Below are 24968 nucleotides of genomic sequence, written 5' to 3' on the forward strand. Positions count from 1 at the left end.
ATGTTTTGTTTTTGTTAATTTAACCAATCAAATTTGATTCCAGCTTCTTCTTATAGACCCATATACTTATTGTAAAATAAATAAGTGCTTGTATCCAGAGAGTTATATATTCTGGTCTGATATCAGCCATACTGGCTCCCATAGAATTCAGTTTCACAAAAGCGAGTGTGCCTGGTGCAGCTGGGAAAATGTAATGGACTACTTTCCAATACCAGGGCATTAGTTCCATTGGATAAGAAACGCCGGAAAGAAAGATTAATCCTACAGAGAAGAAGGCAATCATGAGTAGGGGAGCTTCTGAATCCGTAAAATACCTGGATGCAGCCAATCCCAAGAAAGAAGTTGCCATCAAATATGGAATCAATAATAGTACGATGTACAATCCGTTTCCAATATTGGGGATGCTGAAAAAGTGAGGGAGCAAGCCTAATAGAAAAAAGGCAAAGATGGCATAAAGAGTACAGTACACGGACGTTTTTCCTGCCACTATACGAATAGCAACTCCCCAGCCATACCCCAAAGGAGTATATGCACGGATTCCTTTACTACTGTATTCTTCTCCGGTCACCATACCAATAACCATCAGCAAGGTCTGGAAAATTATAATCATCATGACTGCCGGAATAAGATAGGAACCATATCCTTCGGTATAATTGTAGAGTGCAGTGCCTTCCACATTGATCGGTTTCGCCATAGCTACGGCGAGCAATCCTTGTGGTGGAAGAAACACCGCTTCATCTGGTCGGTATTTATCATTAATAGCCAGCATGACACGTGAAGAAGCACCTTGCAAAGCTTCGAAATACAAGAAGGCATCAGTAGTTGCATAAAGGGAAAATACGGCTTCATCTCCCCGGAACACCCGTTCCTCAAAGTCATGAGGCAGATAGAGTATTCCCTGTACTTTGCCTTCTTTCATCCATTCTTTTGCTTCATGATAGTCCATAGCCTGACTGGAAATCTCTGCCTGGGGAGTAGCATCCAGCCAACGGATAAAATCACGGCTCAATTCACTGTGCGAATTGTCGACTACGGCAACAGGTACATCGGTTACAATATTCGGTGCATACATATAATTGTAGAGCAACCCGTAAACGAAGATTCCTCCCATCAACACCAGTAAAACCGCATAACTGGTACTGATAGCTAGAAATTCACGACGAATGATGAATGATAACTGTTGTAACTTACTTAATGTTTTCATACTTATGACTTTCTATAGCTCGTTTTAAATGAGGAAGCAGCGACAGGGCCAGCAACGGGAAGATACAGAGTATCACAGCCGATGGCCAAAGATGGATAAACCCACCGCCTCCATAGAGCATGGTTTGCATCATTTCCGTAAAATGACGGACAGGGAACAAATTGGAAGCATCCCTCACCAACGGATACATATTGGGAACCGGAAAGGTTACTCCGGACAAAGTAGCCCCCAGAGAACCTACCATAGAAACTACGCTTATAACCAACGATATTGCCGGAAACAGCGAGAATAAAAACAGCCCTAAAGCCTGTGTTGCAATGATGAAAAGCACAGTCATGATATTCATTAACCACCAACTCCCCTGAAAAGGAATATGCAAAATACCAAACATGACGTAATTAGCCAACCATCCTATCAGTATATATATAATGGTATAAGGTAATAATTTACCTAAAACAGCTGTCACTATATTGCCTTTTGCAGTTGTCAGCCAATTATCTGCTGTGCGGAACTTGATTTCAATGCCAACCGCATACACGGTAATCAACAGAATCAAAACCTGAAACAGAACAAAGAAAAAGGGCTGACTTAAATATACCGAATAATCCAGACTAGGGTTATATATCGGATGGTTATTAGCCTGTACGGGTAATAAAAAGGTGGTAATCTGATCCTGTTCTACTCCGAGTGCCACCGCTTGCATCACCACAGGAGAAAGAGCCACCGGAGCTAAGGAAGTTTCGAATGCCGCCATCAACTCACCACCTACCGACATTAATGCATAATGATAATAGTAGGAGAGTGTTGCATTCTTTCCGGTAATCGCATTTTGTTCAAATTGGGGAGGTATGGAAAGATATCCATAAATCTCTTTCTTTTGCACAGACTCGCGGGCAGCTGCTTCATTTACAAAATGCTTTGTCACTTTAAAAGTCGGTACGGCGGAAATGTTCCTGACTATCGTCCGGGAAGTAGCAGTATGATCCTGATCGACAATACCGATAGGAATGTTTTCCATCTGTCCGTTACCAAAGATTGTAGCCATAAAAAAAAGGGTGAACAATGGCAAGACAATGCAGACACCAAAATAAAGGCGCCGTGAAGTCATTCGTCGCCACTCTCTGAGCAGTACGGAACGAAAAGGGGAATATGTTTGTGATTCATCCATTCTCTGGTTTATTTGATGTCGATTAATCTAAAGTTAATAACACGGACATACCGGGACGCAAGTCATCCACCTTTTGGGTTGGACGGGCATGAATCTCAAAGGTACGTAAGTCATAACTTCCGGTTTGCTTGGTTGATTTCCAGGTAGCAAAACTGCCTAACGGACTAATATAATAGATTTTAAATTCAATATTTTTTTTACCGATAGCAGGCACGTCCGCAACAAATGTTCCGTCCATTTTAAATTGCGGCATCAGATCTTCCCGCACGTTAAGAACAACATGTATATCATCCATCACTACCAAATTCATAATGGGAGTTCCCGGTGCAACCAACTCTCCACGTTTAGGGAAGATTGTTGCTATCTGACCGTTTTCCGGAGCGGTCAACCGGGCGTCGACTAACAAAGCCGAAACTTCATCCACTGTGCTTCGGGCAGCATCCACCATACTGGCAGCAGACGCTTTATCTTCTTTTTGTGCACCATCTACAGCCATCTGATACTGTTCATAGGCAGCGCGTTCGGCTGCTACAGCCGCTTTATACATAGCTTCTACTTCATCCTTTCTTTGAGAAGTGACGACACTGTCCTTATATAAAGTAAGAATACGGTTGTAAGTTGTCTGGGCGAGAGTAAGGTCACTCTTCGTTTTATTCCATAATTGCAGTGCAGTAGCTACAATCTGACGACGGGTTCCGGCATCTATTTTCTTGTTCTGTTGCACTGCCACCTGTTCCAAGGCATTCACTTGTTGATACTTGGCATGTACTTCAGGGCTATTAATGACGACAAGGGTATCTCCCTGGTGTACCCAGTCTCCCTCCTGAACGAAGAAAGTGTCGATACGGCCGGGAAGTTTCCCACTGATACGGATTTCTGTTGCTTCAGCTTGTCCCTGCAAGACCAACGGCTGTTTATGCATTATAATATAACTCCCAGGCCGGTGAAAATACCGACAGCCAGAAGAATGATGACAAAAGCCCATGATAGGGTTTTACTAGTTGGTTTCATTGTTTGTTACGGTTTAGGTTGATAGTTTGCAAATTGTTCCGGTGTGCCACAAAGCGAGAGTAGATTCATTAGTGCCACATCATATTCATAATATGCTGCCAGGCGAGCCACTTTTACACTGGCAAGCATGGTTTCAGCATCAATAACTTCGGTAGAAGTTGCCATCCCTTCTGTAAATGATTTCTTTCGGATGCGTACCAATTCTTCACTTAAGGCAATCGTTGCATTTAAAGCTTTTACATTATCCTGTGCCTTTTCCAGCTGCGTGTAAAGCTTATCTACCCCAACAGCCAGATCATCACGGGCTTTCATCTGCCCTAAAGCCAGAGTTTGTTCCGTTAATTTCGATTGCCGCACTCTTTTTTCACGATCCAGTCCGTCAAAGAGGTTCCATGTAAAACCAATGCCTACCATGGTTCGCGGTAATAAATTACTCTGAATGCCATGCGAATACAAGGTCTGTTTTCCGAAAAGGGCTATATTCGGCAAATAGCCGCTTTGGGCAATCCGCACTTCTTGTTTGGCAATATGCTGCTGCAGCTGTAATTGGTTGAGTGTATAGTTCCCACTGTTTACAGAAAGATCAAATAGCATTTTAGGTGGTAATGAATCATTCATAAAAAGGGGAGAGGTAGGAATGATATTGGCATCTGCATCCTTTTTATTCAGCAAAACTTTTAAGGCACTTTGCACTACTGTTTCTTCTTTTCGCGCAGCCTCCAGTGCACGTTTGGCTTCATCCATATTTACTTGGGCAAAAAGCCTGCCTGCTTTGTCAATCATTCCTGCTGCCTCTAACTTCAAGGCATTTTCATAATGTTTCTTTAATCCGTTGTAGGTTTCTTCACGAACCGTCACAATTTGTTGTGCCAGTCGAAGCCCATAATAACTTTCAACTAATAGATTTTGCTGATTGCCCGATACCTGTGCCCGACTTTCCCGTGCCAAGTCGACCATCGTTCTTCCGATGTTGGTGGCACGGAAGCGTTTACCACCGGAAAAGAGTACCCACTCGGCTGATAAATCAACAGTTGTCAGATTTCTTGGAGTCAAAGGAAATATAAGGGTATTTGCCCCAATTTGATCCAGTATAGACGAAATGATTTGGTCATCCGGAATAATGGAATGTACAAAGTCTTTAGCCGGATCGGTAAACTGCGATAAAGGCTGTTTGACTTCGATCTTCTCCGACATGTGTACAAACGCACCTGTAGACTGAAGACTGGGATACCAAAAAGCATTCAACTTATCACGTTCAGCCTTCGCAATCTCAATACTCTTATCTGCTATTTTCAGACTCTGATTTCCTTGATTCAACAGATGCAGTGATTCTTCGAAACTTAATGGTGTCTGTGCATCTATCTGACCGATGGAAAAAGACAAAGTCAATAGTATAAAAAGTCGCTTATTTTTTTTCATACTGGTTAGGTTATATCTGAATTTGAGATATTCTAACAGATGAAAAGAGAGGTTTGTTCATCAGAAAGAATATAGCAATACAACAAAAGAAGGTTTCAACGCTTTTTTATAAGATGTTCTATTTTTCATCTTCTCTTTGAATCACGTTTGTATCATTTCTATCAGATAGAAAAAATGATGCATAAAATAATGTAAGTATATGCAATAAGCATGTTATTAATGGATATAAACTACTTGATTATACAAAATATAAATGCATATTGGAGTTGTTTCTTTAAAGGAAAAGCTCCGTTCCTTTAAATGGAACGAAATAGGGCTTCGTGTGCCCCTTAGGGCATATGGAGCCTTTGTTGTACGTTTTCTATTTTTTATGGGGGTTACTTCTGTATCTGTATTTTTTTTCAGCAGTTTCCTAATGTCCTGTGCTTGCTTTTATACTTGTTTTTTCAGCCTTTCTTGATTCCAATCTCCCTTTTTTCCTCCTTTTTCTTTCTATCCGGTGTTTTTACCGTGTTTTCCGTTATGTATATCCACAGAGCCTCTCTCCCAGGACTTCATTCTTCCTGTGAATATATTTTCTTCTTCAAAAAGTACCGTTCAGCGGTTTGGAACTTCCTCTTCCGGGTGGCGACCTGGCTGGTCTGAAAACTTCAATTGTAATCATCTGCGCCCCTCCGCAATGCTTGCATAAGTTATACTCCCTCCATTTGTCTTGGCAGAGTTCTTTCCACTTGGCTCTTTTCCTTTTAAGTGGTGCCGGTGGTACTTTCATCCTTATCTGTATGCTTGTCAACTTCCTTCTGTTGCATGCTGCCAGGAATCCGTAATGCCTGATACGTACAAATCCTGCCGGCAATATATGCCTACTGAACCTGTGTACGAACTCTTCTCCCGTGAGTGTCATCATCTTATGTTTTCCCCCATCCCTGTAATCCTTATAGTCAAACATGACGGCTGTATCTGTAATTCCCTTAATCCTGGCATTACTGATGGCTGCCCTGTGTGAGTAACGCCCTAAGTATTCTATGACCCTTTCCACGCCTTTGAACGGTGCTTTGCTATATACCACCCATTCTTTTTCAAACAGCTTCTTTCTTGTTGCCTGGGGTACTTTCACATGTTTGCTCCACTCTTGCATGAACTTGGCTCTGAACACCCTGCCCATGGCCCTGACCGGGAATAGAAAAGGACTGTCCTGATTTGCCCCTGAGATCTTCCTCCATTCCCCCTTGTCATCTATCCCTCCTTCGGGCACTACACAGTGCAGGTGGGGGTGGTAGTGCAGGTTACTTCCCCATGTATGCAGGATGGCTACCATTCCCGCCTGGGCGCCTTTATTGGCAGCGAAGGCTGCGAGTGTCTTCCAGGCAGCGGCAAACAGGCATGAATAGGTGTGTCTCATATTACCCAGTGCCAGTGAATGCAAGTCGGCCGGCAAGGTAAATACCACATGGAAGTATTTCACGGGCAACATATCCTCTTTGCGTGCCTGTATCCATACCTCACGTTCGGCTCCCTGGCATTTGGGACAATGCCGGTCCCGGCAGCTGTTGTAACTAACACGTACGACTCCACACTGGGGACAGGCATCCACATGCCCTCCCAAAGCGGAGGTACGGCACTGTTCCAGGCGTGAGAGGACCTGGAGAACCCTGCCGCAGGGATGATGTTGGCTGATAAAGGATGATTTGAAGCGGGAAATAATCTGACCGACCTCAAACTCCGTCCTCATGGCTGCGTATTGTTATATCCCACTCCCTCAAGACGGTCCAGTGGACTGAAGGCGTAACCTCCGGCAGGAAGATTGACAAGGTGAAGATAAACCAGGGTTGTCTTTATATCGGCATGTCCCAGAAGGTCACGGATGCGAAGTATATTTTCGCCCATCTCCAGCAGGTGCGTGGCGTAACTGTGACGAAGGGTATGAAGCGTGCAGGGTTTAAGGATGCAGGACGAATGAACCGCTTGTTTAAAAAGATAGCGGATCTCGGAATCTTCGATTTGTCCGCCGAAACAATTGTTGAAAAGATATACCGCGGGTCTGTACTGGATGAAATACTCCCTGAGAAGAAGCAACAGGTTGCCGGAAAGGGGGACGTACCTGTCTTTTCTACCTTTGCCCTGGCGGATGAAAACCTGCATGCGCTTGCTGTCAATATCACAAATTCGCATATTGACCAGCTCACGTAAACGCAGCCCGCAAGAATAAATCAGAGCCAGCAGGGCTTGACTGCGGATACTCCCGCAGTGACGCAAAAGGCTGCTCACTTCCGACTGTGAAAGAACAACCGGAAGCTTCTTCGTACTACGGATACGGGGAAGAGAAAAATTAAGTTCACTAAGATGCATTGTCTTGCGATAACAGCGAAGACTGTAAACGGTGTGCTTGAAATAGCTCAAACCCGGTGAAGGAGTGCGAGAGAGCAACATGCTGAAATAATCGCGGCAATCATCTTCGCTTAAGTGTTCAGGAAGTTTTTTGAAGTGAAAGCTGATAGCAGCCAACTTATGGCCATAACTTTTTATACTACCAGGAGAATACTGCTCAATAAGAAGTTGTTTGGAAATTTTTTCGTAACTTTGACCAAACCCCGAGATGGAGTCACTGGCACGCTGAATAAAATTTGCCATAGTGGAGAATGTTTATTGGTTGAACATTGGAAATATCACCACTAAAATCAGCAAAAAAAAAGGAATCCCGCATACAGATAGCAAACTTTAGCTATTACGTATGCGGGATTTAGTACAACCAACCGTTGGTCGGTGAGAAGCGTGTTCTCCCTTTAAAAGGAAGCTACCAAACAGCCCATAAAGTACCTGTTTGTTTCTAAATCTTATTTATTTTGCCAGAAACTAAATCTGTCAATTTGAAACAATATAAGCAACTTTATTCTCACATATTCAATATTCATTCTCTATTTAGAGCCTAGTGATAGATTATTCACTAAAATAGTTTATATCTGAATCTTATTAACCGGAAATCCTGGAGTTTTTTCTATAGCGACTATCGTCAATCTGTATATTTTTAATTATACGGGCTACTAATATGCGTTTTTTCATATCCGGTTGTTTTTCATCAAAACAAAAGAATTGAAGAGGCTTTGATTTCTCTTTTTTCTTGCATTAAAATTTCTGCGATTTTATTTGAGATATAAAAATTATGTTTACCTTTGCATCACCATTTCATAAGGCTTTTGAGTCGAGAAATGCAGTAAATATGCGGTAATAGCTCAGTTGGTAGAGCACTAGCTTCCCAAGCTGGGGGTCGCGAGTTCGAGCCTCGTTTACCGCTCTTTTGAAAATCAGGTGGTTATCTTAAAAAAACTGCCTGATTTTTTATTTTTCAAGCCCCCTTTTCTATGGTTTTATCTATTATCGGAGGAAACCTAAACTGAACATATTGTAGAATAACCCTAATTGAATAACCAATATGGCTAAGAAAATAGAGAAATATCTCCCCGTAGATTACAGTGACAGTTTTTCCATAGAAGTTACAGAAAATCGTTTGTCTCCTAAAGATATTATTTTAAAAGTCTTTGCTCATAACCCCGCTTGGCTCCGAATGTTGTATGCAATAAGGGCCTGTTTAGTCAAACCTTTCGGTATAGAAACTAAAGCTATTGAAAGTGAAGAACTTATTATAGAGGAAGACAAGCAAGAAGCAATTATGAGAAAAGACGATAAACATTTGTTGTTTTATGTCGATATTTTCATTACACCATTGGAAACAGGAAAACAAATGATTGAGGTTACCACATTAGTAAAATACCATAATTGGGTAGGAAAGGCTTATTTCTTTTGTATAAAACCTTTTCATCGGGTCATAGTGCCTTTAGTTCTCAAAAAGGCGCTATGCTGAACAAGCATAGTCGCGGATGCAACGATATAACGAATATGAAAAATGAGAGATGTAATATAGAAGCAAATGACTTTAGAAAATTAATGCATGAAGAATAGGGCAGTTCATGCATTTTTCGTATTTTTGCACCCTGTTTTAACACTCAAGAAAACTTTAAATAGAAAAATATAATGGCAAAAGAACTGAAAGACCTTACCAAACGTAGTGAAAACTACTCACAGTGGTATAACGATTTGGTGGTAAAAGCTGATTTGGCAGAACAATCTGCTGTGCGCGGATGTATGGTGATTAAGCCTTACGGATACGCTATCTGGGAGAAAATGCAACGTCAATTGGACGACATGTTCAAGGAAACAGGACACGTAAATGCATATTTCCCGCTATTAATCCCGAAATCATTCTTAAGCCGCGAAGCAGAACACGTAGAAGGGTTTGCGAAAGAGTGTGCCGTAGTAACACATTATCGCTTGAAGAATGCAGAAGACGGTTCAGGAGTCGTAGTAGATCCTGCAGCTAAATTGGAAGAGGAATTAATTATCCGTCCGACATCAGAAACAATCATCTGGAATACTTATAAGAACTGGATTCAGTCATACCGTGACCTGCCTATTCTCTGCAACCAATGGGCTAACGTTTTCCGTTGGGAAATGCGTACCCGTCTTTTCCTGCGTACTGCCGAATTCCTGTGGCAAGAAGGACATACTGCTCACGCTACCCGTGAAGAAGCAGAGGAAGAAGCAATCAGAATGCTGAATGTATATGGTGAATTTGCAGAAAAATATATGGCTGTTCCTGTTGTAAAGGGAGTGAAATCAGCTAATGAACGTTTTGCAGGTGCACTTGACACTTACACAATAGAAGCCATGATGCAGGACGGAAAAGCATTGCAAAGTGGTACTTCCCACTTCCTGGGACAAAACTTTGCAAAGGCATTCGATGTTCAGTTCGTTAACAAGGAAAACAAGATGGAGTATGTTTGGGCTACTTCATGGGGGGTTTCTACTCGTTTGATGGGCGCATTGATTATGACTCACTCGGATGACAACGGATTGGTATTACCTCCGCATTTGGCTCCGATTCAGGTAGTAATCGTTCCTATCTATAAGAATGACGAACAACTGAAACAAATCGACGCTAAAGTAGAAGGCATTGTAGCTAAGTTGAAAGCATTAGGTATCTCTGTTAAATATGACAATGCAGATAATAAACGTCCGGGCTTTAAATTCGCCGACTATGAATTGAAAGGTGTACCTGTTCGTTTGGTTATGGGTGGCCGCGATCTTGAAAACAACACGATGGAAGTGATGCGCCGTGATACACTGGAAAAAGAAACGGTTACTTGTGAAGGCATTGAAACATACGTTCAGAATTTGCTTGAAGAAATGCAAGCTAATATCTACAAGAAAGCATTGGACTACCGTAACTCCAAGATTACAACAGTAGACACCTATGACGAATTTAAAGAAAAAATCGAAGAAGGCGGATTTATTCTGGCTCATTGGGATGGAACTACTGAAACCGAAGAAAAAATTAAGGAAGAAACTAAAGCAACCATTCGTTGTATTCCGTTCGAGTCATTTGTTCCGGGAGACAAAGAACCTGGTAAATGTATGGTAACAGGTAAACCATCTGCTTGCCGCGTGATATTTGCACGTTCTTATTAAACAAAATTCGCACATAATTATAAAAAGGATGGAAACGGCTCAATCGCTTTCATCCTTTTCTTTTTTTCCTTCCATATTATATTATTTATGGCCTGTCCTAACAGTTCATTAGACATTCAATAGTTATTTCAAGCTCTTTTTTTCAATCCATTTCAGTTTTATTTCAGAAATATCCCTTTTCTTTGTAGTATGTAAAAAAGAAAGGAGACAAAATTATGAAGATATTGATTGTAGAAGACGAACCCTCTTTGAGAGAACTGATTCAATGTTCACTTGAAAAAGAACGTTACGTTGTAGAAACAGCCAGTGACTTCAATTCTGCTCTACGCAAAATTGAAGATTACGACTATGATTGTATCTTATTGGACATCATGCTACCGGACGGAAGCGGACTTGATCTTCTTGAACGACTGAAAGCTCTCCATAAGCGGGAGAACGTGATTATTATTTCCGCAAAGGACTCCCTGGAAGACAAAGTTTTGGGATTAGAACTGGGAGCGGACGATTATTTGCCAAAGCCATTTCATTTGGTTGAACTAAATGCACGAATTAAAAGCGTGATTCGTCGCCATCAGCATGATGGAGAGATTGATATCCGCCAAGGCAACGTACGGATAGAACCGGATAAATATCGTGTATTTGTCAACGAGCAGGAAGTGGAACTAAATAGAAAAGAATATGATATCCTGTTATATTTTATCAATCGCCCTGGGAGATTAATCAATAAAAACACTTTGGCCGAATCAGTGTGGGGAGACCATATCGATCAGGTCGATAATTTTGACTTCATATATGCACAAATCAAGAATCTTCGCAAAAAGCTCAAGGATTCGGGTGCAACTATTGAAATTAAAGCAGTCTATGGATTTGGGTATAAAATGATAGTAGAATAAAAAGGAAAGAGATTATTGTCCATGAAATTAATATATTACATCATTCTTCGTATTACCCTTGCTCTGACTCTCATACTGACGGTCTGGGCTATCTTCTTTTATGTTACGATGATCGATGAAGTCAACGATGAAGTGGATGATGCTTTGGAAGATTATTCGGAAACCATCATTATCCGGGCATTGGCAGGAGAGGAGCTACCTTCTAAAACCAATGGCTCCAACAATCAATATTATATGATGGAAGTAAGCAAAGAGTATGCGGAAAGCCGGGAGGATATTCAGTATAAAGACTCTATGGTATACATTGAAGAAAAAGGAGAGACCGAGCCGGCACGTATTCTTACTACTATCTTTAAAGATGATGAAGGACGATACCACGAACTGACAGTATCGACCCCCAGCATTGAAAAAGATGATTTGAGAGATGCCATCCAAATGTGGATTATATTTCTATATGTAGCTTTATTATTCTGCATTATTATCATTTCCGTATGGGTATTTTACCGGAATATGCGACCGCTCTATGTACTTCTACACTGGCTGGACGGTTATCAAACAGGAAAAAGAAATAAACCTTTGAGTAACGATACTCAAATCACGGAATTCCGGAAATTAAATGAGGCTGCCATTCGTTATGTGGAACGTACGGAGCAGATGTTCGAACAACAAAAACAGTTTATCGGAAATGCTTCACACGAGATACAAACTCCACTTGCTATCTGCCGTAATCGATTGGAAATGTTGATGGAAGATGATTCGCTATCAGAAAAACAACTGGAAGAACTGATGAAAACGCATCAGACTTTAGAATACATCACTAAATTAAACAAGTCCCTATTATTGCTTTCCAAGATCGATAATGGTCAGTTTACGGATACCAAAGAATTGGAACTCAATGTACTTCTCAAACAATATCTGCAAGATTACGAAGAAGTTTATGATTATCGCAACATAGAAGTCACGATAGATGAACAAGGCGTTTTCAAGGTGACAATGAACGAATCCCTGGCTGTTGCTTTACTCACTAACCTCCTGAAAAATGCATTTGTACATAATATTGATGGGGGACATATCCGAATCACCGTTACTAAGAACGGTATTACTTTCCGAAATTCGGGAGTGGAACATCCGCTGAACAAGGAACATATCTTCGAACGTTTCTATCAGGGTAGCAAAAAAGAAGGATCTACAGGGCTGGGATTAGCTATAGCCGATTCCATCTGTCGTTTGCAACATCTGAATATAAAATATTACTTCAAGCAGAATGAACATTGCTTCGAGATTTCCCAATCATAAGATTCATCTGAAAAACACAGAGGACACGGATTTTAAGTGAACGACCTGTCGGTTATCATAAAACCAATTTGTCAGGTATATCCATTCACCTGTTTCTCCGTGTCCTCTGCGTCTTTTATAGTGAGCAGGTTATCGGGATCGTATTTCTCTCCTCATAAACATGATATAAGAAATAGCGAAGCAAATAACCGTTGCCGCAATCAATCCGGTCAACTGTGGCCATACAACTAAAAGACTTTGTCCCAATGGGAGCGGACTAGGGATAGCTCCCTGTACCTGTTCCATAGTCAATGGCCCCAAACTTCTGACAGAAGGCATCAATAGTGTGGTGGTAGCTTCATTAAACAGTTCACTCGGTGCCAAACGCATCAACCCTAGAATAAACTTCTGATAACTGATAATCTGATAAGGTGATGCCATCTGTGACGGACTCAACCCTTTTGCCACCAAATTAACAATCATGGTATAGAATACACTAAAAAACAGCCAAACAGCCACAGATGCTAAGGCAGAAGTCGCTGCCTGACGGAAACGGAGTGAGAACAGAATAGCCAGATTCAACCAGAACGCTACATAAAAGATACTGGTAATGATGAAGAAAACAATTCTCCAAAACTCTTCTGCCGTAGGAGGAATACCAATAGCAATCAGCCCACATCCCATCACCAGAAAGCCCAATACAAACAACATGATACCTATCACAATCAAAGCAGCCACAAACTTCGCATTGATAATGCAATCGCGATGAATAGGCTGGGACAGCATACGGCTCAATGTTCCTTTATTTTGTTCGGAATTGACTGCATCAAATCCCAAAGCGATTCCCAATAGGGGACCTAAGAAGTTAATAAACAGCACAAAAGAGGGGAGAGTCCCATCTGAAACCGTAAACAACTTCAAGAAAAGAAACGAACCGTCCGGATCATTAGGTTTGATGGCTTCACTAATATTGGTGAGTGCTGTATATAGCGACCCCATACAGGTAAGTGCTATAATACCTATTAGTATAATAAAACGCCAACTTTTGACATGATCGGAAATTTCCTTGTTGACGATAACCCAAAAAGGATGATTGACTTTATTCATGTCTTTCTCCTCCTTCCTCAAAATAATGGTTATAAATATCAGACAATTCCTGCTTCTTATCTTTCAATTCTGCCATATCGATCAAAGCAAGTAATTGGCCATTACTGAACAAACCTACCCGGTCGCACACTTTCTGTACCTGATCCAGATGATGGGAAGAGAAAAGCACTGTCAGTCCTTCTTCTTTACTCAACCAGCGAATCAGTTCGATAAATTCCTGAACACCTGCAGGGTCAATCCCTGAAGTCGGCTCATCGAGAATAATAATCTCCGGATTTTTAATAAGTACATCAGCCAATCCCAACCGCTGTCTCATACCACGAGAGTATTTCCCTGTCTTTTTGGCTAACTGATCTTCAAGGCCTACCCGCTTCATCAGTTCCATAGCCTTGGTTTTTGCCTCTTTATCAGAAATACCATTTAATCGCGCTGTATAGATCAAATTCTCCGGTCCTGTCATATCATCATAGAATCCTACATCTTCTGGCAAATACCCAATTTTCCTTTTTACTTCAATGGGGTGTGTAGTAGAATTGATTCCACAAATTTCAACTGTTCCCGAAGTAGGCTCTGTCAATCCCAACATCATTAAGATAGTAGTTGATTTTCCAGCACCATTCGGTCCCAGTAATCCGAAGATTTCTCCTTTCCGGATATTCAGGCGAATATGATCTACAGCAGTGAAATTACCGTATTGTTTGGTCAAATCGGTAAGTACGATCACTTGTTCGCCCATAATTTACCTCCTTCCATATTTACGGAACAGATAGTAAACCACGCCGATGGTGGCAATAATGATAAGAACGCCTACCCATCCCCATATCATCGGAGTTTTTACTGCAACTCTGAACTGCGCATCTGCATTTACTTCAGGAGTTTTTGCCATGATGGTAGTCACATAGTCGCCTGGCAATGCTTTTTTAGAAGCTTTCAAAGTAGCCATAACCGTTGATGTCTCTCCGGCTTTTAGCGCATCGATTTTTGAAGGTTCGAAAGTTACTTCCCAGTCAGCTGGTTTATTAGCAGACAGCTGAATATCTTTCAGTAATGAAGAACCTGTATTTCTGACTTCCAGTTCTATTTTCTTTATATCACCTGCTGTGACATCTGTACTCAATAACCCACGGGGAGTAGTCAGTTCCATTTGATAAGAGCCGGTAACAACCACTTCCAGTTCCAATTCGGCAGAAGTGGTACCTGTAGCGGCGCGTACCGGAATTTTGTAACTGCCGGCTTCTACATTGGCAGGAGGAGTAATATCTATACTTACATTTTGAGTGCTGTTGGCTTCCACTTGTGCAGAAGTGGCTTGCTTATAGTTAGGTTTAAAAACTACATTCCAACCTCTGGGTGCATTAGCCATCAAAGCATATAGCTGCTGGTCAGCAGTCTGATTCTTTAAAGTGGCACTGAAAGTGAAGGTTGATTTGGAATTTCCCTGCATGTTGGGTTGGTCGGTAGTAAATTCAGTCTGGTATGTTCCTTTTTGAGCAACCACTACATCCAATGGAAGTTTGGCGTTTCCGGCATATACCACAAAGTGATAATTACCTTTATTCACTTTTAATGGGACTTCGACTTTTAAATTGAAAGTCTTTTTCTCTTTGGGAAGTACCGATAGTTGGCTAAGGCTCCAGCCACCGGATTTCATCTCGTGTTTCCAACTGGAGGACAATCCGCTGACAGAAAGATTCGCATTCGTCAACTGGTCTGTGTTGTTGATAAGATCAATACTGTAGTCAATTGACGCTCCGGGAGATACGGAGATTTTTGTGTAAGGTGTGTACAGAATCACGCTCTTAGGTATTGAATCATTGGCGTGCGTGTAACTCATAGGGATCATCCCCAATAGAATAGCTAATAATAAAAAATAATTTGTTCTCATAGTCATACAAAAGTTCTTATGGTTGTTTAATATGAATATTGTCAAATTTGTGTGTGCAAAAATAAACGATGTATCTATTAGTAGTTTTAAAAGAATCCTAAAGAATCTAATTTCAAGAAGAAATTATAGTGACACTATCCCTATAGGATGGTGACGGTATCCTTTATGTATAGTGACGCTATGTTAACCGGATAGCGTCACTATATTTTTTCGATTTTTTTTCGGAAATTCTCAAAATTCCCAAATCTTTTCAGATTCTCCTCTCATCTTTGCATTATCAAATTAATAATAATAGTAAAAACCAATATTAAAAAACAACGATTATGAAAAAGTTAGTATTCTTATTAGTGTGTCTTTTCACTTTGCAAACAGTAGCTCGTGCAGATGACGACAAACCAATCCAGGTAACTCAAATGCCACAACCGGCACAGCAGTTTATCAAACAGCATTTTGCCGACAGCAAAGTAGCATTAGCCAAAATGGAGAGTGATTTCTTTTATAAAAGTTATGAAGTGATTTTCACGAATGGCGATAAAGTGGAGTTTGACAACAAAGGCAACTGGGAAGAAGTGAACTGCAAATATAGTTCTGTACCTACAGCAATTATTCCGGCAGCTATTCAGAAATACGTAACGACCAATTACCCTGATGCTAAAATTCTAAAAATTGAGAGAGATAAGAAAGATTATGAAGTAAAACTGTCCAACCGTACGGAACTGAAGTTTGACCTGAAATTTAATTTGATTGATATTGATTTCTAAACCTATTTAAATTGAACAAAGATGAAACTAAAGATTTATACACTTTTACTGGCACTAAGCGTCACATGGAGTCTGCAAAGTTGTGACAACGATGACGATGGTTCAATAGCTGTTCCTGCCGAACTTCAAAGTGCATTTTCATCCAAATTCCCTAATGCTGCAAATGTGAAGTGGGAAACTAAGTCTGGATATTATGTAGCAGATTTCTATGACGGATATGAAGCATCTGCATGGTTCACCCAAGATGGTAAATGGCAAATGACAGAAACGGACATTCCTTACAATGCATTACCACAAGCAGTAAAAATGTCTTTTGAGAACAGCGAATATGCCTCATGGAAGCGGGATGATATAGACAAACTGGAACGGACAGGCGTTGAAACTGTTTTCGTAATTGAAGTCGAAAAGCAGAATCAGGAGGTCGATTTGTATTATTCTGCTGATGGAACTCTGATTAAAAGCATTGTAGACACTGATGATGATAACAGCGAACATCTTCCTGTACAATTGACTGAAGCTATGAAAAACTTCATCAATGAAAAGTATCCGAATGCAAGAATCATGGAAGTAGACGTTGAAGATGATAGAAATGATTGGGATTTTGGATTTACAGAGGTAGATATCATTCATAATGGAATCTCAAAAGATGTATTGTTCAACCAGACTGGAAATTGGTATTCTACTTCATGGGAAATACGTCAGAATGAATTGCCTGAAGCAGTAAACAATACTCTCAATAATCAATATGGAGAATATCGTTTTGACGAAGCGGAGTATATTGAAAAAGCAGATGGTAGCATATATTATCGAATTGAACTTGAGAAGGGGGATGTAGATAAAGTAGTAAACATAGGCGAGAACAGTACTGTCCTTTCATAGGTCAAAGTGCATAATTCTGAAACATAATTCTCACAAACAACAAACGATGACATAATTCCTGGGGGATATGTCATCGTTTATTATTTTTTACTGCTCCTGTACACGTTTTCTTTTCACTGCCGATTTAGCAGTTTTATCAGTGATGCTGTCCGTTTGTTGCGGTTTCACCTTTTCAGCTTCTTCCCGTTTCCGCTTATTGCGTAACCGCCATTTATTCCAGAAATATAGATCACTCCATTTATTGAAATCCTTTTTATACATGATACCTACACCTTGTGTAGTCAAGTTTGTTTTTGTGTAATAACGGTCATTTGTCTCATTATAAGCCTTCAAACGAATATCTCCCGAACGGGTAATCAGCCATTCTGCTTCAAAGTCTCCTACAAAGTTAGTATTAGCCATCGGATTATCCCGATAACCGAAGTTTCCGTTTATCAATAAACGGTTATTCAATAATTGTCCCGACAAAATACCTTCTACTTCCATGTCTGTCCAACCCTTATCACCCGTACTCAAATTCGTACCGATATTCCAGTTATTCGTTTCAAAGACCTGTGAAAGTGCATTGTTCAACTGGCCGGAGAGAGTAGATGAGAGCACCGATGACATCACATTCGAATTCTGATTATTATTACGGGCATCTTCCGTATAGAACTTGCCAATACCCAGCAAATAAAGAATCTGCATATTCATTTGCTCTTCCGTACTGATATAATTACGTACCAATGTTTGTATTTCATCTCTTTCATTCGGAAGCTCAATACCCAGTTTGATAGTCGGTCGTACCAGCATACCACTTAGATTCATGATACAATTTACACGCACATTGGGTTGTTGTATAATAGCCGAAGCATCCGGTATCAAATCATTCAAAGAGGCAGAGTTCACTGTATATGAAGCTTGTATGTCCATGTTAGCATCCAAAGGTGCACCATTGAACGTTATTGTACTTCCATCTTTGATAATAAAGTCTTTACGAATCACTTCCTGCAAACTAAATTTATATACTCCTTGATTGATCCGGTAATTACCAAACATTTTCACATCGCCCTTATTATAAAATTCCGTCCGGATATTTCCCGTACCTTTTCCGCTGATATAATCTCCGGCAATAGGGTCCATAATGATTCGCATGGTGGCATCGGGAGTTGCATCCACGAGAATATTCAAACGGATATCTGTTTTCTGCTCTTCCTCCTCCTGACGTTTTTGCTGTATTTGTTCGTAATATGAGATTACTTGAACAGAATCCTGGATAGTACGACGAGGTGTTTTATCCACGAATTTGATAAACTGATTGCTAGTAGCCGATGCTACACTACCATTAATATAGGTAAAGGTAGTATTTCGATTTGTAGTCATGGCCACATTTACATCGAGCCCCTGTATGGCGTTTCCAGAGAGCAATACATTCCCGGTACCATATACCGTACCATAGAAAGGCATATCTGTCGATTCTTTTGTGTTCATCACAAGCATATTATTTGCCTGTATCTCGAAACGATAGTTTAGGTTCTTAAAATGCTGGAAATGCAAATATCCATTCATTCTCCCCGAATGCCCTTCCATATCAGAGATATGTATATTATTGAATGTCAATCCGGTAGGAGCCAAATGAATAGTATCTTTTACCGCAAAATGTGTGTTTAAAATATCAAAATTCATGGATGCATCTGTCATAACCGCACCATCCAGGTTCAATCCTTTAAATTTTCCATAGAAATGTACTTTTCCTGTTCCTCGCCCTTTAATATCATTGGCAATAGACTTCATATAATGTTCGAGGAATTTCAGATTCAATTCATTTGCTTCAATATTTAAATCAAGTCCGCTCTCGGGTTTTAATGGATAAATAATACCCGTGACACGCGACGGAGAAGGAGATATATCCTGAATGGATGCATCCAACCGGATACCTCTGTTTTCATTATCCCACTCACCATATATATCCAGTTCACCCAAACGACCGTGATTGAGTGAGAAATTCTTTATAAATAAACGGGTATTCATGATAGGCTTTTTAAACACTCCGCTTGCATAAGCCGTTCCTGTTGCATCGCCCTCAAAATTTACATCGTCGGATATACTTGCAATATCAAATACATATCCCATATTTATATCCTTTAGATCAACCTTTACAGTATCTTTAGGATTCTCGGAAAGCCGGCCGTTAATACGTACATACCTATCCTGATGACTAAAATAGAAATTATTCACATCCACTCGTCCAGAATCGACCACCACCTGCGAAGGATGTATCTTCCAGAGAGTATCATTTAAAATAACATCAGTAGGCTTCACATCCACCATCGCTTTCAACAATGACTTTTCTCCGCTTGTACGTAGAAATTTGGCAACAGCTGCTAATTTCCCGCTATATGTTGCTGCAGCATTATTTCCCCAATCCAAAGTCGTACTGACATTGTCATCTTTAGCTTGTGCATCCAGAGATAGATTGACTGCCCCTTTCTTTTTCAAATTAGTCAGACGAACCCGTGCACGAATATGATCTGCCGGATTCTCGCACAGAATCATACCTGACTCAATATAGTTGTTCTTATATTGCAGACGGGGAAAATATCCCTCTATACGCAAGCGTTGTAAAGCATCATTAAAATATCCCTTCAACGTAGAATGAGTATATACCGTTAACGGTATATCAAATATCGTAGATAAAATGTCCGTATTATATATATGTATATCAAACAAAAAGTTATTATGGGTTTCAATCGGCTTCTTGGGAGGTAATATCAAAGACGGCACATATTTCCGCATAATATTCAGAATACTGGCAGGCAATGTGTGATATTGGAATTTTCCCTCTATGCTTGCTTTCAGGAATTCGGAAGTCAATCTAAGCTGATTTTCTCCATTTTGTTTGGTTGCCCGGATATTCATATTCTGCATGAAATATGCTTTATCCGGAGCTGTAAATTCCAAGCTATCCACATTGATTTCTCCAATCATCTCATCCACTGATCCACCTGTAAAATTGGCTTTCAGTTTTAAAGAGAACTCTGCATCAGGATATTTGGTCGTAAGATTCAAATCATGTGGGCGTACTTTATTGACTACTGCAAGAAAATTAAAAGTAGGAACTTTGGATGCAACATTTACGTCTCCATTCAGATAAATAGAGCCATTAGGATCATCCAACGCAATCTTTCCATTAAATCCGCCTTGTTTGTATTCTCCGTCCAGTGTGATATTTTCATATCTATATCTGCTATAATCTATCGAAGCAATCAGTCCTTTCAATTCTACGGCAGGCAAGTGGTCAGCAATATGCCGGCCATGTACATCCAGATTGAAAGTAATTTCTCCCAATTCCTCATTATCCAATAATTTACCTAGTTGAAAATCCTCTGTTTTGACAGCTCCGGAATACGCAAACAATCCTTTTGTCTTATCAGAACTCAATTTTAAGTCGGTCTTTACATTTCCAAGACTCGTTTGTAATTGTCCATAAGTAACTAAGTCCGTGAAGTATCCCGAAATTTCTCCCTGGAAACTCACGTTGCCCAAACGTTCGAGAAGAGGAGGAACTCCATTATAATTAGGACTCAAATTACGCACTAAAAAACCGACTCCGCGGGTATTGGCCGAAAGTTCGGAAAGAGTTCCATATACATACGCATCTTGTGGACGCGATAAGTCCTGAAGCGATACATCTCCTCGCAGACGGAACTGACGGTCATCGGCTGTAATCTCCAGATGCGAACAAGTCAACTGATCCACAGTTCCCTTCACCTCCATATCCAACGTCACCGGTTCCTTGAAATGCGAGAGGATAGGGACAAAAGGAGAAATATCTTTTAAAGTAACTTGCGATGGCAAAGTACGGAAAGAGAAATGCACCTGTTCTGTAAAACGGTCAAAAGCTTTCAAACTATCATACTCCAAATGAATGGTATCAAGCTTGAGAGAGGTTTCGGGCAATTCTATTGTAAAATTATCAATGTTTGTCTGCTTGTTATTGGCAACCAGTTTCAAACTCATTTTTTTCAAAGAGAAGCCGGATGCTTTTTCATCAAGGCTCAATCGCTTGATCCCTAAATTCAAAGAGTCCTTACTTAATGCCTTCAGCGATATATTAGCGATGATATTTTGAAGCTGAATATGCTTAGCGTTAAATTTCCCCGGTGTTTCTTCTTCCGACAACACATGATAAGACATCCTTCCACGACGAATCAGGATGGAATTAATACGCAAATCAAGGGAGTTTTCTTTCTTCACGGTATCTTTGGAAGCAAAAGCATCCAAAACAAACTTAAAATTAGGAGGGGAATCCGGAGTCTCTTTCCGGAGATTGATATTAAATCCGAAAAGCTGGACACTGCTAATGGATATCTTTCCTTTAAAAAAGGGCATAATATCGAACTTGGCAGACAAACGTGTGACTTTGAGCATTTCCTGACCACTCTGATCGTCAAGCAATACATCATCAATAATAATACGGTTCAATAGACCCATATTAATTCTACCAATCACTACCTTTGTATTTAAAACTTCAGAAAGTTCTTCAGCTACAAATACACTCATTGCTTGCTGAATGTTTGGTATATTCAGCAAAACAATAGTCCCGATATATACTCCCAGTACAATACCTACTACCCAGCGTACAGTCTTTTTCAGCGTTCTGATATGCGATAACTTTTATTTTGCGAACAAAAATATAAAATAGTTCGTTACGAATCGTAGTTTTATGATTACTTTTGCACCGTTTAATAGTTTAAATACTTATGAGTGCAATAATTTTAGGAATTGAATCCTCCTGTGACGATACGTCGGCAGCCGTAATCAAGGATGGTTATTTGCTGTCAAATGTGGTATCAAGTCAAGCCGTACATGAAGCATACGGTGGAGTAGTACCCGAGTTGGCTTCACGGGCACACCAACAAAACATCGTACCGGTAGTACATGAAGCATTAAAACGTGCCGGCGTCACCAAAGAAGAGTTGAGCGCGGTAGCTTTCACTCGCGGACCGGGATTGATGGGGTCTTTGCTTGTTGGAGTCTCCTTTGCAAAAGGATTCGCTCGTTCTTTAAACATCCCAATGATTGATGTTAATCATTTGACCGGACATGTTTTAGCTCATTTTATTAAAGCGGAAGGAGAAGAAGAGAGACAACCTGTTTACCCATTTCTCTGTTTGCTGGTATCTGGAGGAAATTCACAAATCATACTGGTCAAAGCCTATAATGATATGGAGATTCTTGGACAGACTATTGACGATGCCGCAGGTGAAGCTATTGATAAATGCTCTAAAGTGATGGGACTTGGTTATCCCGGCGGACCGATCATTGATAAACTGGCTCGTCAGGGAAATCCGAAAGCTTTTACATTCAGCAAACCGCATATTCCTGGTTTAGATTACAGCTTCAGCGGATTGAAAACTTCCTTTTTATATTCATTACGCGACTGGTTAAAGGAAGATCCTGATTTCATAGAACACCATAAAGTAGATCTTGCAGCATCATTGGAGGCTACTGTAGTGGATATTCTGATGGATAAATTACGAAAAGCCGCCAAAGAATATAAGATTAACGAAATAGCTGTGGCCGGAGGAGTTTCTGCAAATAATGGATTGCGTAATGCTTTCCGGGAACATGCCGAGAAATATGGCTGGAACATTTTTATCCCTAAATTCAGTTATACGACTGATAATGCAGCCATGATCGCCATTACCGGATATTTCAAATATCTGGATAAGGACTTTTGTTCTATTGATCTTCCGGCTTATTCTCGTGTGACGTTATAATTGGGTATACCTTATTATATATAATAGGATAAAAACTAAGAAGTATGTTTGCCGAAATAATAACCATTGGCGACGAACTGTTGATAGGACAGGTTGTCGACACTAATTCAGCCTGGATGGGGCAGGAATTAAATAAAATAGGCATTGAGGTTCTTCGTATTGTTTCAATCCGTGACCGGGAAAAGGAAATCTTGGAAGCGATTGATAATGCGATGGAAAGGGTGAATATTGTTTTAGTAACCGGAGGACTCGGACCTACCAAAGACGATATCACCAAACAAACTTTATGCAAATACTTTCATACAGAACTGGTTTTCAGCGAAGAAGTATTCGAAAATGTAAAACGGGTACTGGCAGGGAAAATACCAATGAATGCACTCAACAAAAGCCAGGCAATGGTTCCGAAAGATTGTACAGTGATAAATAATCCTGTAGGAAGTGCTTCTGTCAGCTGGTTCGAAAGAGATGGAAAGGTACTTGTTTCCATGCCGGGCGTTCCGCAAGAGATGACTGCCGTAATGACAGAAAGTGTATTACCTAAGCTGCACGAGAGGTTTCAAACGGATGTGATTATGCATCAAACATTTCTTGTACAACACTATCCGGAATCCGTATTGGCAGAAAAACTGGAACCGTGGGAGAGTGCTCTGCCAGAATGTATCAAATTGGCATATTTGCCTAAGCTGGGGATTATTCGTCTTAGACTGACAGGACGCGGACAAAACAGGGAAGAAGTAAAAGTTCTTCTTGAACGTGAAAAGGTAAAATTAGAGAAAATACTTGGTGAAGACATTTTCGGTGAAGAAGATACGCCATTGGAAGTTATAGTCGGTGAACTTTTAAAAAAGAAGAAATTGACCGTTTCCACCGCAGAAAGTTGTACCGGAGGCAGTATTGCCGCACGTTTGACCTCCATTGCCGGTAGTTCTGAATATTTTAACGGAAGCGTAGTAGCCTATTCTAATGAAGTAAAAATGGGACTTTTACACGTTTCCTCCGAAACATTGGAGCAACATGGGGCTGTCAGCGAAGAAACTGTGATTGAAATGGTAAAAGGTGCGATGAAAACACTAAAAACCGATTGCGCCGTTGCTACTTCAGGGATAGCAGGTCCTGGAGGGGGTACTCCCGAGAAGCCGGTGGGAACTGTTTGGATAGCCGCTGGTTATAAAAACGAAATTCGTACTTACAAACAGGAAACGAACCGCGGAAGAAGCATGAATATCGAAAGAGCAGGCAATAATGCACTATTAATGCTTCGTGATTTACTCAAATAAAGAAAAATAGGTGCCTGGAAGTGAATTATTTTAGGAAATTCTTGTTTTATACGGATAAAAGTGCTTACTTTGCGTCCTGTTTGAAAGAAGTATAGATATAAAACTATAAAAATAAGATAGAAATGTCGAAGATTTGTCAAATTACCGGAAAGAAAGCCATGATTGGCAACAATGTTTCACACTCAAAGAGAAGAACTAAAAGAACCTTTGATTTGAACTTGTTTAACAAAAAGTTCTATTATGTAGAACAAGATTGTTGGATCAGCCTTAGCATTTGTGCTAACGGGTTGCGTATTATCAACAAAAAAGGACTGGATGCTGCGCTGACTGAAGCAGTGGCTAAAGGTTATTGTGATTGGAAAAGCATTAAAGTAATCGGCTAAACGTAGAGGAGAAAACTTACAATGGCAAAGAAAGCAAAAGGTAACAGAGTACAAGTGATTCTGGAATGTACAGAACACAAAGACAGTGGAATGCCGGGAACATCTCGTTATATCACAACTAAGAACAGAAAGAATACTACAGAAAGACTTGAGTTGAAAAAATACAACCCGATTCTGAAGAGAGTAACAGTACACAAGGAAATTAAATAATAAAGTAGTATAACCCATGGCAAAGAAAACAGTAGCAAGTTTGCACGAAGGTTCTAAAGAAGGTCGTGCTTATACCAAGGTTATCAAAATGGTAAAATCTCCGAAAACTGGAGCATACGTTTTTGATGAACAAATGGTTCCGAACGAAAAAGTACAAGACTTTTTCAAAAAATAATCGAAATAGCATATACGCTATAACTGCAAAATCCTC

General features: G+C 40.3%; 20 protein-coding genes, 1 tRNA gene and 1 pseudogene. 12 read left to right on the top strand and 10 right to left on the bottom strand.

Features of this window, described 5'->3' with window-relative positions; all coding sequences use genetic code 11:
* Positions 1-19 precede the first annotated feature (19 nt).
* From CJF29_RS11745 to CJF29_RS11770, 6 genes and pseudogenes are all read right to left on the bottom strand, one after another.
* Positions 20-1204, bottom strand: coding sequence for an ABC transporter permease (locus tag CJF29_RS11745; protein WP_099147473.1), 1185 nt, complete (start codon positions 1202-1204; stop codon positions 20-22).
* On the bottom strand, positions 1188-2372 hold the full coding sequence (locus CJF29_RS11750) for an ABC transporter permease (RefSeq protein ID WP_099147474.1): 1185 nt from the start codon (positions 2370-2372) through the stop codon (positions 1188-1190). Before CJF29_RS11750 ends, CJF29_RS11745 begins: the two co-directional genes overlap by 17 nt.
* Positions 2373-2394: 22 nt before the next feature.
* Positions 2395-3383: pseudogene (locus CJF29_RS11755) on the bottom strand (HlyD family secretion protein).
* Positions 3384-3389: 6 nt separating this feature from the next.
* A complete protein-coding gene (locus CJF29_RS11760; RefSeq protein ID WP_099147475.1) occupies positions 3390-4802 on the bottom strand; it encodes a TolC family protein in 1413 nt (470 codons plus the stop codon).
* Between the two features lie 583 nt (positions 4803-5385).
* Positions 5386-6534 carry an IS91 family transposase gene (locus CJF29_RS11765; protein ID WP_164727153.1) on the bottom strand — a complete coding sequence of 383 codons (1149 nt, stop codon included), beginning with the start codon at positions 6532-6534 and terminating at the stop codon, positions 5386-5388.
* Positions 6531-7433, bottom strand: coding sequence for a tyrosine-type recombinase/integrase (locus CJF29_RS11770; protein WP_413544490.1), 903 nt, complete (start codon positions 7431-7433; stop codon positions 6531-6533). The genes CJF29_RS11765 and CJF29_RS11770 overlap by 4 nt, the downstream gene beginning before the upstream one ends.
* A 588-nt stretch (positions 7434-8021) precedes the next feature.
* On the opposite strand from CJF29_RS11770, the gene CJF29_RS11775 reads away from it, so the two are divergent.
* The 5 genes from CJF29_RS11775 (at position 8022) to CJF29_RS11795 (ending at position 12514) form a co-directional block, all read left to right on the top strand.
* Positions 8022-8094 (top strand) — tRNA-Gly (locus CJF29_RS11775).
* 138 nt (positions 8095-8232) lie between these two features.
* A complete protein-coding gene (locus tag CJF29_RS11780; RefSeq protein WP_004295997.1) occupies positions 8233-8661 on the top strand; it encodes a DUF2867 domain-containing protein in 429 nt (142 codons plus the stop codon).
* A gap of 170 nt (positions 8662-8831) precedes the next feature.
* On the top strand, positions 8832-10325 hold the full coding sequence (gene proS / locus CJF29_RS11785; RefSeq protein ID WP_004318252.1) for a proline--tRNA ligase: 1494 nt from the start codon (positions 8832-8834) through the stop codon (positions 10323-10325).
* Positions 10326-10540: 215 nt separating this feature from the next.
* A complete protein-coding gene (locus tag CJF29_RS11790; protein WP_004295994.1) occupies positions 10541-11218 on the top strand; it encodes a response regulator transcription factor in 678 nt (225 codons plus the stop codon).
* Between the two features lie 21 nt (positions 11219-11239).
* Positions 11240-12514, top strand: a complete 1275-nt coding sequence (locus CJF29_RS11795; protein WP_099146788.1) for a sensor histidine kinase — start codon at positions 11240-11242, stop codon at positions 12512-12514.
* Positions 12515-12643: 129 nt separating this feature from the next.
* On the opposite strand, the gene CJF29_RS11800 is transcribed toward CJF29_RS11795, so the two are convergent.
* From CJF29_RS11800 to CJF29_RS11810, 3 genes are read right to left on the bottom strand one after another with little or no spacing between them, the layout of a single operon-like run.
* A complete protein-coding gene (locus tag CJF29_RS11800; RefSeq protein WP_004295992.1) occupies positions 12644-13600 on the bottom strand; it encodes an ABC transporter permease in 957 nt (318 codons plus the stop codon).
* Positions 13593-14336, bottom strand: coding sequence for an ABC transporter ATP-binding protein (locus tag CJF29_RS11805; RefSeq protein ID WP_004295990.1), 744 nt, complete (start codon positions 14334-14336; stop codon positions 13593-13595). Before CJF29_RS11805 ends, CJF29_RS11800 begins: the two co-directional genes overlap by 8 nt.
* A 3-nt stretch (positions 14337-14339) precedes the next feature.
* Positions 14340-15491: an NEW3 domain-containing protein gene (locus CJF29_RS11810; protein WP_009041127.1), complete on the bottom strand. Its 1152-nt coding sequence runs from the start codon at positions 15489-15491 to the stop codon at positions 14340-14342.
* Between the two features lie 317 nt (positions 15492-15808).
* On the opposite strand from CJF29_RS11810, the gene CJF29_RS11815 reads away from it, so the two are divergent.
* On the top strand, positions 15809-16246 hold the full coding sequence (locus CJF29_RS11815; protein ID WP_004306079.1) for a PepSY-like domain-containing protein: 438 nt from the start codon (positions 15809-15811) through the stop codon (positions 16244-16246).
* Between the two features lie 21 nt (positions 16247-16267).
* A complete protein-coding gene (locus CJF29_RS11820) occupies positions 16268-17125 on the top strand; it encodes a PepSY-like domain-containing protein (RefSeq protein ID WP_099146789.1) in 858 nt (285 codons plus the stop codon).
* Between the two features lie 87 nt (positions 17126-17212).
* Here CJF29_RS11820 and CJF29_RS11825 read toward each other — a convergent pair whose 3' ends face one another.
* Complete coding sequence (locus tag CJF29_RS11825) at positions 17213-21667, bottom strand: translocation/assembly module TamB (protein ID WP_074559649.1); 4455 nt, start codon at positions 21665-21667, stop codon at positions 17213-17215.
* A gap of 200 nt (positions 21668-21867) precedes the next feature.
* On the opposite strand from CJF29_RS11825, the gene tsaD reads away from it, so the two are divergent.
* The 5 genes from tsaD to CJF29_RS11850 all read left to right on the top strand — a co-directional run bounded on the left by tsaD (position 21868) and on the right by CJF29_RS11850 (position 24932).
* Complete coding sequence (tsaD, locus tag CJF29_RS11830; RefSeq protein WP_004306076.1) at positions 21868-22887, top strand: tRNA (adenosine(37)-N6)-threonylcarbamoyltransferase complex transferase subunit TsaD; 1020 nt, start codon at positions 21868-21870, stop codon at positions 22885-22887.
* 44 nt (positions 22888-22931) lie between these two features.
* A complete protein-coding gene (locus tag CJF29_RS11835; protein ID WP_004325927.1) occupies positions 22932-24164 on the top strand; it encodes a competence/damage-inducible protein A in 1233 nt (410 codons plus the stop codon).
* 122 nt (positions 24165-24286) lie between these two features.
* Positions 24287-24547, top strand: a complete 261-nt coding sequence (gene rpmB / locus CJF29_RS11840; RefSeq protein ID WP_004295983.1) for a 50S ribosomal protein L28 — start codon at positions 24287-24289, stop codon at positions 24545-24547.
* A 21-nt stretch (positions 24548-24568) separates the two neighbouring features.
* Positions 24569-24757 (top strand): 50S ribosomal protein L33, encoded by a 189-nt coding sequence (rpmG, locus tag CJF29_RS11845; RefSeq protein WP_002560155.1) that lies wholly within the window; start codon positions 24569-24571, stop codon positions 24755-24757.
* A gap of 16 nt (positions 24758-24773) precedes the next feature.
* Positions 24774-24932 (top strand): DUF4295 domain-containing protein, encoded by a 159-nt coding sequence (locus CJF29_RS11850; RefSeq protein WP_004295982.1) that lies wholly within the window; start codon positions 24774-24776, stop codon positions 24930-24932.
* Positions 24933-24968: the final 36 nt, after the last annotated feature.

It is taken from the genome of Bacteroides celer (assembly GCF_002632415.2).
Lineage (GTDB): Bacteria > Bacteroidota > Bacteroidia > Bacteroidales > Bacteroidaceae > Bacteroides.

Excerpts from the sequence above, each read along its gene's own strand:
- CJF29_RS11745 (WP_099147473.1), bottom strand. The coding sequence starts at position 1,204 with ATGAAAACATTAAGTAAGTTACAACAGTTATCATTCATCATTCGTCGT.
- CJF29_RS11750 (WP_099147474.1), bottom strand. The coding sequence starts at position 2,372 with ATGGATGAATCACAAACATATTCCCCTTTTCGTTCCGTACTGCTCAGA.
- CJF29_RS11760 (WP_099147475.1), bottom strand. The coding sequence starts at position 4,802 with ATGAAAAAAAATAAGCGACTTTTTATACTATTGACTTTGTCTTTTTCC.
- CJF29_RS11765 (WP_164727153.1), bottom strand. The coding sequence starts at position 6,534 with ATGAGGACGGAGTTTGAGGTCGGTCAGATTATTTCCCGCTTCAAATCA.
- CJF29_RS11770 (WP_413544490.1), bottom strand. The coding sequence starts at position 7,433 with ATGGCAAATTTTATTCAGCGTGCCAGTGACTCCATCTCGGGGTTTGGT.
- CJF29_RS11780 (WP_004295997.1), top strand. The coding sequence starts at position 8,233 with ATGGCTAAGAAAATAGAGAAATATCTCCCCGTAGATTACAGTGACAGT.
- proS (WP_004318252.1), top strand. The coding sequence starts at position 8,832 with ATGGCAAAAGAACTGAAAGACCTTACCAAACGTAGTGAAAACTACTCA.
- CJF29_RS11790 (WP_004295994.1), top strand. The coding sequence starts at position 10,541 with ATGAAGATATTGATTGTAGAAGACGAACCCTCTTTGAGAGAACTGATT.
- CJF29_RS11795 (WP_099146788.1), top strand. The coding sequence starts at position 11,240 with ATGAAATTAATATATTACATCATTCTTCGTATTACCCTTGCTCTGACT.
- CJF29_RS11800 (WP_004295992.1), bottom strand. The coding sequence starts at position 13,600 with ATGAATAAAGTCAATCATCCTTTTTGGGTTATCGTCAACAAGGAAATT.
- CJF29_RS11805 (WP_004295990.1), bottom strand. The coding sequence starts at position 14,336 with ATGGGCGAACAAGTGATCGTACTTACCGATTTGACCAAACAATACGGT.
- CJF29_RS11810 (WP_009041127.1), bottom strand. The coding sequence starts at position 15,491 with ATGACTATGAGAACAAATTATTTTTTATTATTAGCTATTCTATTGGGG.
- CJF29_RS11815 (WP_004306079.1), top strand. The coding sequence starts at position 15,809 with ATGAAAAAGTTAGTATTCTTATTAGTGTGTCTTTTCACTTTGCAAACA.
- CJF29_RS11820 (WP_099146789.1), top strand. The coding sequence starts at position 16,268 with ATGAAACTAAAGATTTATACACTTTTACTGGCACTAAGCGTCACATGG.
- CJF29_RS11825 (WP_074559649.1), bottom strand. The coding sequence starts at position 21,667 with ATGAGTGTATTTGTAGCTGAAGAACTTTCTGAAGTTTTAAATACAAAG.
- tsaD (WP_004306076.1), top strand. The coding sequence starts at position 21,868 with ATGAGTGCAATAATTTTAGGAATTGAATCCTCCTGTGACGATACGTCG.
- CJF29_RS11835 (WP_004325927.1), top strand. The coding sequence starts at position 22,932 with ATGTTTGCCGAAATAATAACCATTGGCGACGAACTGTTGATAGGACAG.
- rpmB (WP_004295983.1), top strand. The coding sequence starts at position 24,287 with ATGTCGAAGATTTGTCAAATTACCGGAAAGAAAGCCATGATTGGCAAC.
- rpmG (WP_002560155.1), top strand. The coding sequence starts at position 24,569 with ATGGCAAAGAAAGCAAAAGGTAACAGAGTACAAGTGATTCTGGAATGT.
- CJF29_RS11850 (WP_004295982.1), top strand. The coding sequence starts at position 24,774 with ATGGCAAAGAAAACAGTAGCAAGTTTGCACGAAGGTTCTAAAGAAGGT.